General features: G+C 63.7%; 11 protein-coding genes and 1 tRNA gene. 8 read left to right on the forward strand and 4 right to left on the reverse strand.

The window, feature by feature from the left end; translation table 11 throughout:
* Nucleotides 1–32: 32 nt before the first annotated feature.
* On the reverse strand, nt 33–764 hold the full coding sequence (locus tag AC1DZU_RS28300; RefSeq protein ID WP_184871750.1) for a FadR/GntR family transcriptional regulator: 732 nt from the start codon (nt 762–764) through the stop codon (nt 33–35).
* A gap of 158 nt (nt 765–922) precedes the next feature.
* Here AC1DZU_RS28300 and AC1DZU_RS28305 point away from each other — a divergent pair, with 158 nt between their 5' ends.
* Entirely contained in the window at nt 923–1,753 is an 831-nt protein-coding gene (locus AC1DZU_RS28305) for an NAD-dependent epimerase/dehydratase family protein (protein ID WP_477289893.1), read from the forward strand.
* 286 nt (nt 1,754–2,039) lie between these two features.
* Here the strand turns inward: AC1DZU_RS28305 and AC1DZU_RS28310 are convergent, their stop codons facing one another.
* Nucleotides 2,040–3,635 (reverse strand): GMC family oxidoreductase, encoded by a 1,596-nt coding sequence (locus AC1DZU_RS28310; protein WP_477289894.1) that lies wholly within the window; start codon nt 3,633–3,635, stop codon nt 2,040–2,042.
* 211 nt (nt 3,636–3,846) lie between these two features.
* Between AC1DZU_RS28310 and AC1DZU_RS28315 the strand changes: the two genes are divergently transcribed.
* The 4 genes from AC1DZU_RS28315 (at nt 3,847) to AC1DZU_RS28330 (ending at nt 8,556) form a co-directional block, all read left to right on the forward strand.
* Nucleotides 3,847–4,929, forward strand: a complete 1,083-nt coding sequence (locus AC1DZU_RS28315) for a sugar ABC transporter substrate-binding protein (RefSeq protein ID WP_477289895.1) — start codon at nt 3,847–3,849, stop codon at nt 4,927–4,929.
* 160 nt (nt 4,930–5,089) lie between these two features.
* Nucleotides 5,090–6,073 carry an ABC transporter permease gene (locus AC1DZU_RS28320; protein ID WP_477289896.1) on the forward strand — a complete coding sequence of 328 codons (984 nt, stop codon included), beginning with the start codon at nt 5,090–5,092 and terminating at the stop codon, nt 6,071–6,073.
* A gap of 5 nt (nt 6,074–6,078) precedes the next feature.
* Nucleotides 6,079–7,581: a sugar ABC transporter ATP-binding protein gene (locus AC1DZU_RS28325; RefSeq protein ID WP_477289954.1), complete on the forward strand. Its 1,503-nt coding sequence runs from the start codon at nt 6,079–6,081 to the stop codon at nt 7,579–7,581.
* A gap of 9 nt (nt 7,582–7,590) precedes the next feature.
* Entirely contained in the window at nt 7,591–8,556 is a 966-nt protein-coding gene (locus tag AC1DZU_RS28330; protein WP_477289897.1) for an ABC transporter permease, read from the forward strand.
* Nucleotides 8,557–8,639: 83 nt separating this feature from the next.
* Here the strand turns inward: AC1DZU_RS28330 and gloA are convergent, their stop codons facing one another.
* Complete coding sequence (gloA, locus tag AC1DZU_RS28335) at nt 8,640–9,053, reverse strand: lactoylglutathione lyase (protein WP_095080570.1); 414 nt, start codon at nt 9,051–9,053, stop codon at nt 8,640–8,642.
* A 161-nt stretch (nt 9,054–9,214) separates the two neighbouring features.
* Between gloA and AC1DZU_RS28340 the strand changes: the two genes are divergently transcribed.
* Both AC1DZU_RS28340 and AC1DZU_RS28345 read left to right on the forward strand, forming a co-directional pair.
* On the forward strand, nt 9,215–10,654 hold the full coding sequence (locus AC1DZU_RS28340) for an FAD-binding oxidoreductase (RefSeq protein WP_477289898.1): 1,440 nt from the start codon (nt 9,215–9,217) through the stop codon (nt 10,652–10,654).
* 7 nt (nt 10,655–10,661) lie between these two features.
* The gene (locus tag AC1DZU_RS28345) at nt 10,662–11,447 is read left to right on the forward strand and encodes a FadR/GntR family transcriptional regulator (protein ID WP_477289899.1); all 786 of its coding nucleotides are present in this window, start codon (nt 10,662–10,664) and stop codon (nt 11,445–11,447) included.
* 230 nt (nt 11,448–11,677) lie between these two features.
* Here AC1DZU_RS28345 and AC1DZU_RS28350 read toward each other — a convergent pair.
* A tRNA-OTHER gene (locus tag AC1DZU_RS28350) sits at nt 11,678–11,753 on the reverse strand.
* Between the two features lie 204 nt (nt 11,754–11,957).
* Between AC1DZU_RS28350 and AC1DZU_RS28355 the strand changes: the two genes are divergently transcribed.
* A complete protein-coding gene (locus AC1DZU_RS28355) occupies nt 11,958–12,887 on the forward strand; it encodes an HNH endonuclease (RefSeq protein ID WP_477289900.1) in 930 nt (309 codons plus the stop codon).
* Nucleotides 12,888–12,971: the final 84 nt, after the last annotated feature.

A 12,971-nucleotide genomic window follows, 5' to 3' on the forward strand; every position in this document is an offset into this window, starting at 1 on the left:
ACGGAACGAAGAAGGTCAGGCTTGTGGTCGTGCTACGAGCTGACCGAACCGTCGACCATGCGGCGATAGCGCTCGCGGCCCGCCTCCAGATGCTCGCGCAAGGTGAAGCGGGCGGCCTCGACATTCTGCCGCTCGATGGCTTGGTAGATGCGGCGGTGCTCCGTCTGGACCTGCTCGAGATAGAGCCGCCGCTGCTCCGGCGTTTCGGCCCGCGGGCGGATCGACTGGCGCGGAATGATGACGGGTCCGAGAAAATGCATGAAGCGCTCGAAATAGGGATTTCCGGTGGCCGAGGCGATCGCCCGGTGGAAGGCAAAATCCGGCTCGATGGCGCTGTCACCGGCCGCGATCGACGCGTCGATGGCGTCGAGGCAATCGCGCATGCGGGCAAGGTCGTCGTCGCTGCGCTTCTCGGCGGCGATGCCGGCCGCTTCGAGTTCCACGGCGAGCCGCAGCTGCAGCACGTTCTGCACTTCCGTCAGCGAACGAAGCTCGTCGGAGACGATACGAAATGTGGTGTTGGCCTCGTGGTCGGCGACGAACACACCCGAACCCTGACGGCTGACGACCAGCCCTTCCGAGCGCAGCGAAGCCATGGCCTCGCGTATCACCGTGCGGCTGACCCCGAATTGCGCGATCAGTTCCTGCTCGGTCGGCAGTTTCTCGCCACTGGTCAGATGGCCGGCGCGTATTTCGCGCGCAAACCAGTCGGCCACCTGCGCCGTGCGGCTGATCTGGGGGGGAAGGCCAAAGGAACGTTTCATCGCCACCAAGCAATAAACGAACCGCAGTTCTTGGCAACCAATTATTTATATGGTGATATGATGACATTCGCCAGTCGCCCGAAGCGCACTACAGCCATTCGCCTTACCGGGCGGGCGCGAACATGTCTCCCGATTTCCCTATCATGAAAGGACAGGGATTGGCTCTCTCCGACAAACCGGTGCTGCTGACCGGGGCATCCGGCACGATTGGGCGCCTGCTTTCGGTCAGGCTGGCAGAACTGGGCTGGACCTTGCGGCTGGCCGATGTCGCGCCCTTGCCAATCCCGCTGCCGCAAAACGCAAGTTTCGATCGTGTCGATCTCGAGGACCGGCACGCGGTGAACGATCTTGCCCAAGGCTGCGGGCTGATCCTGCATTTCGGCGGCATATCCACCGAGCAATCCTTCGAGACGGTGCTCGGCCCCAATCTGCGCGGCAGCTTCCACATCTACGAGGCGGCGCGCAGTCAGAAGGCACGCGTGGTGTTCCCGTCGTCCGTACACGCGGTCGGCCTCTATGAGCGGACCGAGATTCTCGACCAGGACTGCCTGTTGCGTCCGGATGGCTACTACGGCCTGTCGAAGGCCTATGGCGAGATGCTGGCGCGGCTTTATTGGGACAAGCATGCGGTCGAAAGCGTGTTGATCCGCATCGGCTCGGTGCTGCCGGAGGTTCCGGACGAAAGGATCCTGTCGACCTGGATATCCCACGGCGATTTCGTCCGCCTGATCGAGCGTTGCGCCGAGGCCGAGCAAGTCGGCTGCTCGGTGATCTGGGGGCAGTCCAACAACAGCCGCGGTTTCTGGCGGCATGATGCCAGGCAAAAGATCGGCTGGACGCCGCTGGACAGTTCCGACAGCCAGGCCAAGCGCGTGCGTGGCAAGGTAACGGACAATCCGGTCGTGGAACGATACCAGGGCGGCAAGTTCATCGTCGTCGACTACAGCCGCGCCGACTTCCCGCCGCGTTCGATGTTCCCGGACGAGTGAGTTTGTTGCGCCGGGAGCGGGATAATCGCCTATGGCGTCCCCCACTCCGTCTCGGCTTCGCCGAGCCACCTCTCCCCCCACATTCGTGGAGGGAGAGGAAATGCCAATCGCCGAAGTCGCGGCCTCGAAAAGCTTGGGTTTCCTCTCCCCCATGGACATGGGGGAGAGGTGGCCGCGCAGCGGACGGAGTGGGGGGCTGGCGCCGCCATATGCAATCGCCTGCCCTTGTGGGAAGGGTTAAGGTTAGGGATACTCGTCGGGCGAAAGCCACCTGCGATTATCCTGCCTATCCCGCTTGCGCCTTCCGCCCGGCGATCATGTCGGCGGCCTTTTCGGCGATCATGATGACCGCTGCGTTGGTGTTTGACGACACGATGCTTGGCATCACCGAACTGTCGCAGACGCGCAGGCCCTGAAGCCCGCGCACGCGAAGCTCGGGATCGACGACGCTCTGCGCATCGCCGCCCATCCGGCAGGAGCCGACCGGGTGATAGGCGCTGCGGCCATGCTCGCGGGCGAAGGCTTCGAGTGCCGCGCGTCCCTTCGTTGCCGTGCCCGGAAGGTGCTCCCGGCTGATGTATTTGGCGAAGGCCGGCTGGGACAGGATCTCGCGGCTGATCTCGATCCCGTCGACGGCGCGCTCCAGGTCGTAGCGTTCGGCGAACGGGTTGGGATCGATGATTGGCGGATCGCGCGGATCGGCTGATTTGAGCGTGACGCTGCCGCGCGAGCGGGGGCGGACATGGTAGGAATTCAGCGTGCAGCCATTGCCGCCGGGTACCGAGCCGATGCCTTCTTCGACGCCCGCGCCAGGCAGGAAATGGAACTGGATATCCGGCGTCTTCTCCGTTCGGTCGCCCCACCAGAAGCCGCCGGCTTCGACGATGTTGGACGCCACCGGCCCCTTGCCAAACAGCGCGTATTCGAGGCCGGCGACCGCCTGCCAGCGCTTCTTCTTGTAGCGGTCGATGCCGTGCGGCCCGTTGAGTTCGGCGACGACATCGACATCCATGTGGTCATGCAGGTTCTGGCCGACGCCGGGCAGATCGTGGATCACCTCGATGCCATGCGTGCTGAGGTGCCCAGCCGGGCCGATGCCGGACAGCATCAAGAGTTTGGGCGAGCCGATGGCGCCGGCGGTGACGATCACCTCGCGCCCGGCGCGCAGCAGCTCGGTACTGCCATTGGCGACGATCTCGACGCCGATGGCGCGCCCGTTCTCGACAACGATGCGGCTGACCGTGGCGTCGGTGCGCAAGGTCAGATTGCTGCGGCCAAGCGCCGGCCTGAGATAGGCGACCGCCGTGCTGCTGCGTTTCCCCTGACGCGTCGTCGTCTGGTAGAATCCGGTGCCTTCCTGCTGGCCGGCGTTGAAGTCGGCCCTGAAGGGAAGACCGGCCTGCTGCGCCGCCTTGACGAAGACCCGGGTCAGCGGATGCGGCGCGCCGCTGGAAACGCCGAGCGGTCCATCAATGCCGTGCTGTGGGCCGGCGAAGGTGTCGTTGCCTTCGGAGCGCCGGAAATAGGGCAGCACGTCGGCGTAGCTCCAGCCGGTGCAGCCATCGTCGACAGCCCATCCGTCGTAATCCTGCGGGCAGCCGCGGGTGAACACCTGGGCGTTGATCGAGGAGCCGCCACCGAGCACGCGCGCCTGCGGATAGACCATGGTGCGGCCGTCGATCGCCTCGCCGGGCGCTGTGTCATAGCCCCAGATCAGCGGCCCTGCCGTCATCTTGAAGAAGCCGACCGGCAGATGGATGTAGCGATCGGTGTCCGGCGGCCCGGCCTCCAGCAAGGTGACGGACAGGTCCGGGTCCTCGCTCAGCCTGGCAGCCAGAATGCAGCCGGCCGAGCCGCCGCCGACGATGATGTAATCCGGCATTCTCGCTCCCTCATGTGGGCACAATCGGCGCCCCCTCGTGTGCGCGACGATCTCAAGTCCCTTGTGCCGCGTCAAGAGAAAGGGTATGGTTGCCGTGTTGAAGGGTTGTCGTACAAGTGGAGGAGCTTGACAACCCGTCGATCGGAGGCCCGGCCGCGCTCCCCGCGCAAGCCGCCGGGCGGAAACAGAATTCAATCGGGAGGTTCGATAAATGAAGGACAGGACAGGTTTAACGCTTTCCGGCGCGGTCAGCCGCCGGACGCTGATGATGGGCGCCACCGCCGGAATGGCGGCGCTCGCCATGCCAAAAGTTTTGCGGGCGCAGGAAAAGCCGACATTGGTGACGTCGATCCGCTCGCTGTCCAACCCCTACCACGCGGTGTGGAAGACCGGCGCCGAGGCCTACGCCAAATGGGCCGGGCTCGAACACGTCACGCTGGTTTCGGAAGGCAACAGCGAGAAAGGCATCGCCGACATCAAGGCGATGCTGGCCAAGACCGGCGGCAACATGGTGCTCAATTCCGATCCCAACGACACGCCTGATGCACGCCCGATCGTCGAGGCCTGCGCCAAGGCTGGCGCCTATGTCGTGACGCAGTGGAACAAGCCGGCGGATTTGCATCCCAAGGACTTCAACCCGAACTACGTCTCCCACATCGAGTTCGACGGCATCTCGAGCGGCAAGACCATCGCCGAGATCCTGTTCAAGACCATCGGCGGCAAGGGCGGCATCGTCGCCCTCGGCGGCCTGATCTCGACCACGGCGGCGATCGAGCGCAAGAAGGGTCTCGACGCAGCCCTTGCCGCCAACCCCGACATCAAGCTGCTCGACTTCCAGGTCGCCAACTGGAAATCAACCGAAGCCTTCGACCTGATGGGCAATCTGCTCACCCGCTTCGGCGAAGACATCAAGGGCATCTGGGCCGCCAATGACGACATGGGCTCAGGCGCGCTCGAGGCGCTGCGCGCCGAAAACCTTGCCGGCAAGGTGCCGATCGTCGGCGTCGACGGCATCAAGACGGCGGTCGACGCGGTGCGCACCGGCGAATTCGCCTGCACCGTCACCTCGGATCCGTTCTGGCAGGGCGGCATGGGTCTGGCCATCGGCTACAACGCCAAGATCGGCAAGTTCGACCCGGTCAAGGAACCACCGGAGCACCGCGAATTCTACGGCAAGGCGGTGCTGATCTCGCACGACAATGTCGAGGAATATTACAAGACCAATGTCGACGCCAAGCCGGAGATCGACTGGAACGATCTTTGGGGTCGGGTGACCGGAGCCATCCGGACCTGACCGCCGGGGCGGGCTGCTGCTCCCTGGCGGCCCGCTCCCCTTTACAGTTCGTCGTGCATTGTACCCGCCCGGCGATGGTCTTCAGCAGACGGGAAGCGGTTTCTTGACAATCCATACAGAACCCCTGAAGTCCGTTTCGGACATCGAGCGGACGACGCTTATGACATTTCTCCCCGGCCGCATCGCCACCATGTTCGGCGGCAGGCGCTGGCGCAGCCTGGCGCCGCTGGCGGTGCTGATCGTGCTGTGCGTGCTGATCGCCATCGCCAATCCGAACTTCATCGAGCTGCGCAACCTGGTGCGCCTCGCCAACTCCGCCGCCGTGCCGCTGACGCTGGCGATGGGGCTGACCTTCATCATCCTGATGGGCAGCATCGACCTCTCGGTCGAGGGCACGCTGTCGGTCTCGGCGATGGTCGTGGTGCTGCTCGCCGCCAATGACAGCAATGGCAACGACTATGGCTGGTGGGCGGTGCTGGCCGCGATCGTTGCCGGCACCGCCATGGGTTTCGTCAGCGGTCTCGTCCAGACCATGCTGCGCATCCCGTCCTTCATGGCGACGCTCGGCATGTGGTTCATCGGCCTTGGCCTGTCGGTCTATATGCTCGGCGGCTCGGCGATCCGTCTCAACGACGCCTCGATCCGCGATCTGGCGCTGACCCGTTTCCTTGGCCTGCCGCTGGCGGTGTGGGTCGCCACCGGAGCGTTCCTGCTCGCCGCCGTCATCCAGTATCACACGAAGCTCGGCCGCCACATCCTGGCCATCGGCGGTGACGAGGACGTCGCCAAGCTCTCCGGCGTCAACGTCTTCCGCGTGCGCATCACCGCCTTCGCGCTGGCCGGTTTCTTCTTCGGCATATCAGGCGTGCTTGCCGCCGCTCAACTCGGCCAGTCGCATGCCGTCATCGGCGACGGTCGGCTGTTTGCCGCGGTCACCGCCGTCGTCGTCGGTGGTACGGCCTTGACCGGCGGCGAAGGCGGCGTCGTCAACACGCTGATTGGCGTCCTGATCGTCACCGTGCTCGCCAACGGCATGATCCTGCTCGGCATCTCGCCCTATATCCAGCAGACGGTGCAGGGCCTGATGATCATCGCCGCGGTGGCGCTGTCGCTCGACCGCGTCCGCCTCAGGATAGTCAAGTGACCGCCATGCTGCGCGCATCCGGCATCATCAAGAACTTCCCCGGCGTCCAGGCCTTGCGCGACGTCTCGATCGACGTCCGGCCGAACGAGGTGGTCGGGCTGATCGGCGAGAACGGCGCCGGCAAGTCGACGCTGATGCGGGTGCTGGCCGGCAGCTATCGGCCGGACGGCGGCAGCCTCACCCTCGACGGCGAGCAGCTGCGCATGCGCAGTCCGCGCGACGCGGCACGGCATGGCATCGGCATGGTGTTCCAGGAACAGTCGCTGGTGCTCAATTTGACGGTCGCCGAAAACATCTATCTCGGCGAGGAAGACCGCTTCACCCGCTTCGGCATCGTCAACTGGCGTGCCATGAACGCGGCGGCGCGCCGCCAGTTGGCCAAGATCGGCATCGACATCGACGTCACGGCACGCACTTCCGAGCTCACCTTTGCAGCACGCCAGATGGTGGAGTTGGCCAAGGCTCTGACGCTGGAGGAAGTGGTCGAGCGACAGCTGCTCATCCTGCTCGACGAGCCGACCTCGGTGCTCAACGCCGCCGACATCGAGGTGCTGTTCGCGCGCGTGCGTTCGCTCAAATCCCGCGCCAGCTTCGTCTTCGTCTCGCACCGTCTCGACGAGGTGCTGGCGATATCAGACCGCGTCTACACCATGAAGGATGGCGCGGTCGTCGCCGAGCATCGCGCGGCCGATGTCACCGCGCCGGAGCTGCACGAGATCATGGTCGGGCGTGGGCTGCAGGCGGAATATTACCGCGAGGCCCGCCAGCAGCCGCCGCGCGATACGATCATGGTCGAGGCAAAAGGGCTGGGGGCGGGCGGCGCCTATCATGGTGTCGACCTCAAGATCAGGGCCGGCGAGATCGTCGGCATCGCCGGCGTCGTCGGTTCCGGTCGCGAAGAGGTGACGCGCACCATCGGCGGCTTCCTCCAGCACGATGCCGGCGAAATGAAAATCGCCGGTGACGCGGTGCGTTTCGGCTCGCCGGAACCCGCGGTGCGCAGGGGTATCGGCTATGTGCCGCGCGAGCGCAGGCTCGAAGGGCTGGTGATGTTCCTGTCGATCGCGGAGAACATTTCACTGGCCGACCTGTCGAGCGTCATGCGCCATGGTGCCATCGACTATGGCAAGGAGCGCCGGCTCGCCGCCGACTGGATCAAGCGGCTGCGCATCAAGGCGCCGGGCCCCGACGCCGCCTGCCGCAAGCTCAGCGGCGGCAACCAGCAGAAGGTGGTGCTGGCACGCTGGATGACGGCGGGCTCGCGCATCCTCGTGCTCGACCATCCGACGCGCGGCCTCGATGTCGGCGCCAAGGAGGAGGTCTACGAACTGGTCCGCGATCTCTCCGCGCAAGGCGTGGCGATCCTTTTGATTTCCGACACGCTGGAGGAAACCATCGGCCTGTCGCACCAGGTGCTGGTGATGCGCGACGGTGAGATCACCGCGCGTTTCGACGCCAGCCCTGGCAACAAGCCGAACCAGGTCGAGTTGCTACGGGCGATGGTGTGAGGCAAGCCGATGAATGAAGTTTCCATCAGGCGCATCTTCGAAGGCAAGTGGACGCAAGGCGCCATTCCGCTGGTCCTGCTTGTCGCCCTGCTTTTGATCATCGAGATCGCCGCGCCCGGCTTTCTCACCGGCGAGACCGTGGCGCTTTTGTTCGCCAACACCGCCGTGCTGTTCATCCTGGCGACCGGCGTCACCTTCGCCATCCTGCTCGGCGGCATCGACCTGTCGATCCAGGCGGTCGCCTCGCTGGCCAGCGTCATCCTGGCGCAGCTGCTGCCTTCGCTCGGCCTTGCCGCCTTTCCGGTGACGATCCTGTCCGGGCTCGCCTTCGGCACGCTGAGCGGCATCGTCCATGTCAAGCTGCGCGTCCCGTCTTTCGTGGCGACGCTCGCCACCGGCGGCGTGGTCACCGGCATCGCACTGTGGGTGTCCGACGGCCGCGCCATCACCATCGAGGAAGGCGGCCGTGAAAACACCGCCTGGATCAACGCCACGGTCGCTGGCCTGCCGGTGGTGGTGCTGATTTCGGCGGTCATCGGCATCGCCAGTTTTCTCGCGCTGCGCTACACGCGCTTTGGCCGCCAGGCGATTGCAGTCGGCGCCGGCGAGCCGGCAGCCTGGGCGGCGGGCATCAATGTCGACCGCACCAAGATCATCGCCTTCGCGGCCTCCGGCATGCTCGCCGCAATCGCCGGCGTCGTGCTGGCAGCCAGGCTGTCGAGCGGCTCGCCGGTCCTCGCCAACCAGCTGCTGCTGCCGGCCATTGCCGCCGTCATCGTCGGCGGCACCGCCATCACCGGCGGGCTAGGCGGCGTCGCCCGCACGGCGGTCGGCGCGCTGATCATCTCGATCGTGCGCATCGGCATGACCTTCGTCGGCGTCAACATCTTCCTGGAAAACATGGTGTTCGGCGCGGTGCTCATCGCCGCCGTCGCCATCACCATCGACCGCAGCAAGATCGCGGTCATCAAGTGACAGATCCATCCGCACCGCCTCCCAAGCAAGCGCGGACCGGACGGGGTCGCATCAAAAGCGCGATGCGGCCCCGCCGGCTCAGGTCATTGCATCGTGTCGAGACCGATCAGCTCGATCTTGTAGCCGTCCGGGTCCTCGACGAAGGCGATATGGGTGGTGCCGTGCTGCATCGGCCCAGGCTTGCGCGGAATCTTGGCGCCACGCTTTTCCAGTTCGGCGCAGACGGCGTAGATGTCGTTGACGCCGAGCGCCAGGTGGCCGAAGCCGGTGCCGATCTCATAGGGCTCCTCGCGGCCCCAGTTCAGCGTCAGTTCGACGACGGCTTCCTTGTCCTCCGGCCCATAGCCGACAAAGGCGTTGGTGAACTTGCCCCCGGGATAGTCCTCCCGGCGCAGCAAGGTCATGCCGAGAACCTCGGTGTAGAAGGCGATCGACTTGTCGAGATCGAGCACCCTGATCATGGTGTGCATATAGCGAAAGCCCGGGGCGTCGCTCATTGGGAAAGTCCTCCGAATTTGGTGATTGGCTGGTCTGACCGTCCACATCAAGCAGCTGGCGGGAACATGGCCTTGCTTGATGTTCTAAATCAGGGTTGTATGATAACACGACAAGCAAGGTGGTTGTCCAGTCGTTTTCCCAGAGGGTCCGGAACCAGGTCATGAATGTCGTGCCGCCTACTTCCGCATCGCTGCTATCGGCCCTTGCCGGCGTGCTGCCGGATGGCGGGCTGCTGACCAGCGACGAAGACCTGGCGCGCTACAGCCGCGATTGGTCGGGCGATCATTTCGGCCGCCCGCTGGCGGTCGCGCGTCCGGCCTCGGTGGAGGAGATGTCGGCGCTGATGCGGCATTGCCATGCGGAGCGCATCCCTGTCGTGCCGCAAGGCGGCCTGACCGGCCTCGTCGGCGCCGCGGTCGCCGCCGATGGCGGCGAGATCGTCATCTCGCTGGAGCGCATGAACCGCATCCGCTCGATCAGCCCGATCGACTTCGCCATGGTGGTCGAGGCCGGCTGCATCCTCGAGGACGCCAAGCGTGCCGCCGGGGAGAGCGACTGCCTGCTGCCGATCACCTTCGGGGCGCAGGGAAGCTGCCGCATCGGCGGCAACGTCGCCACCAATGCCGGCGGCTTCAACGTGCTGCGCTACGGCATGACACGCGACCTGGTGCTTGGCCTCGAAGTGGTGCTGGCCGATGGCCGGGTCTGGAACGGGCTGAAGGTGCTGCGCAAGGACAATCGCGGCTATGACCTCAAGCAGATCTTCATCGGCTCGGAAGGCACGCTCGGGATCGTCACTGCCGCCGCGCTAAAGCTCTTTCCCAAGCCGACGCAGATCGAGACGGCGCTGGTGGGCTTGCGTTCGGTCGAGGACGCCATGGCGCTCTATGCGCGGGCCCGGCGTGACTGCAGCGATCTCCTCACCGCCTTCGAACTGATCCTGCGCCAGGGCATCGAGATCACCATGCGCGAGGGTGCGGATTTTGCCGATCCGCTGGCAAAAGCCTATCCGGCCTATGTGCTGATCGAGGTTTCCTCCGGTGGGCTGATCGACCTGTCCGCCATGCTCATGGGTTTTCTCGGCGGCGTCGCCGATATCGTCGAGGACGGCATCGTCGCATCGACCCGGGCGCAGGCCGAGCGGCTGTGGCTCTATCGCGAGATCATGGTCGAGCGGCAGGGCAGGGGGGGCCGCTATCTGCGCACCGACGTCTCGGTGCCGATCTCCAAACTCGCCGATTTCGTCACCGACGCGCTCTTCGAATTGCAGCGCGCCCGGCCCGACGCGCTCGCCGTCACCTACGGCCATGTCGGCGACGGCAACATCCATTTGAACGTCGTGCCGCCGGAAGGCATGGACCCGCAAGCGGTGGAGCAACTGTTCGAGGAGGCGGAGGCCGAGATCTTTGCCGTCGTCGACCGCTATGGCGGCTCGATCAGCGCCGAGCACGGCATCGGCCGGGTCAAGCAGAAGGCTTTCCTCGACCGGATCGATCCGGTGACGCTTGATCTGGCGGCCGGCATCAAGCAAGCCTTCGATCCGCGCCATATCCTGAGCAATGGCCGCATTCTGGCAAGCAAGGCCAATCATGGTCTATAGGTGAGCGATGACGCTGAAGCTCGACAAGGTCAATCGCGGTCCGCACCTCTCAACCCTGGTTGCGAGTTCGATCTCGCGCGAGATCGCGCAGGGGCGCCTGAAGCCCGGCGACCAGTTGCCGACCGAACAGGCGCTGGCCACCACCTTCGGCGTCAGCCGCAACGTCGTGCGCGAGGCGATCGCCCGGCTGCGCTCGGAAGGCCGCATCTGGTCGCAGCAGGGGCGCGGCGCCTTCGTGGTGGAGAGCACCAACCCGACGGTGCTGACCATCGACTACGAGGCGCTGCAGCGCGCCGACTCCTTCCGCAACCTGTTTGAGCTGCGCGGCATCCTCGAGGTGCAGGCGGCGGCCCTTGCCGCAAGGCGGCGCACCGAAGCCGATCTCACCGCGATGGGCGATGCGCTGGCCGGTATGCGCGCGGCCCCCTATGGCAGCGTCGCCTGGCTGCGCAGCGACCTCGAGTTCCACCGCACCGTCGCCGAGGCGACGCGCAACGCCTATATGGGCCAGTTCCTGGTCTTCGTGTCCGAGCGGGTTCGCGAAAGCATTCTCGCCGCCGGCAACCAGCAGAAATCGGACGACATGGCCCGCATCACGCTCGGCGAGCACGAGCGCATCCTGGCCGCCATCCGCGCCGGCGACGCCGAGGCCGCGCAGACGGCCATGCGCGACCATCTGGCGGGCGCGGCCCTGCGGGTTGGGTTGCACGATGGTGAGGCGGAGGCGGAGCCAGCAGCTCCGGTGCGGCACTCGAGACTGAGGAAGGCTATCCGCAAGCAGGCGGCGGGATAGGCACTGGCTCAGTTTGCAATCTGATGGGTGGTCGAGCGAAACAGCAAGATCCCTTCCTCGGCAACAATCTCCTGCACTTCCGATAGATAGAAGAAATCGCTTTCCAAACCGTCCAGAAAGCGTCCTACCTATCCACAAACTGACCAAGCCGATCACGCCTAAGCAATTGGTGAGGCTTTCCGGCGATGGCGGATCGCAAAGAAAAAGGGTGCGCGAGACGATCCCTTTTTTGGTGGGGCGTAAGGGACTCGAACCCTTTGCCTTCGGATGCGAGTCCGATGCTCTGTCCAGATGAGCTAACGCAACACGTACCTGGTGCTCCGGTCTCGCGACTACAAGAGTTCGATGCACTTTCCGCGCCTGATTGACTCTTTTTGTCCTTTGGCTTCCCCTTCGTCTCGTCTTGGACGGAGGGTTTTCAATGCATTGCGAAGAGCATAATCACGACGCTTGGCGGTTTGTTGCTCTGACTGCATGTCTGTGTTTGGTTCCTTTACGGTGCCAACTGTCTTGACCAACCTGACGCGAATTCACACACTAAAGGTAGAGTACGACCGAGCCGAAAAATGCATCTACTGCGGCTCGAATGGAGGCACCGAAGGCCTGCGAAAAGAGCATATCATACCCGACTCCATTGGAGGTCGATTAATCTATCCAGGCGCCAGCTGCCACAAATGCGAGAAAGAGACACACGCTTTCGAGGGTCGAGTAGTCTCGGCTGCATATGGTGATACTCGTGCCATTTTTGGCATGCGACGAGGGAATAAGCGCAAATGGCCGCCTCTTTTCAACGTACCGGTGAAGCGCGGTGATGATACCGAAGTCGTTGCCGTGACCGAAGAGGATCTTCCAGCGGCCAATTGGCTGGTGATGCTAAATCACGCCCCTCCGATTATCGAAAACAAACCTGCTTTGAACGGACTCAAAGTTGATTTGGCTCTGTGGAGTCCATCAGAAGACTATTTAGAGCGCCTGCATAGGTTGGGACCTGGTACTGTAGACGTTGCCAAAACCTTCAAATTCGATGAGTTCTTTCGTTTTCTCAACAAGATCGCTTATGGCTTTGCGCACGCAACCCTAAAGGGTCAGTTCAACCCGTTAACAAACACATGTGTTTATATGGATAAAGGCAAGCGCGTTCGACAGTATATCGGGGGAGACATTATTGGGAGACGATCAGATCGAGTTAGCGATATTCACGAACTGGACCTAGTTCAGATACAGTCGGGGTCGATTCCCTACATAGCAGTTAGGGTGCATCTATTTGCGTTCGCCGACTTCCCAGCTTACGTTGTGGTTGTTGGCACTGCGAGCGATCTCACAAAGCCGCCAGAGGGCATTTCTTATTGTGTAGGAAAGCCCGAACGCTGGATCGAAAAAAATTCTGATCGAATTCGGCCAGATCCTCCCACTTCTCGGGTTCGCTTTCAACGGAAATAGGATCGAAACGCTACATCTTCCAGGGAAGATATTGGGCGCCAGGTGTGTCTATTGTGTCGAGTCTTTGTTGCCGTGACGCTCGTT

The sequence above is a fragment of the Mesorhizobium sp. P2_A12 genome, assembly GCF_056405075.1.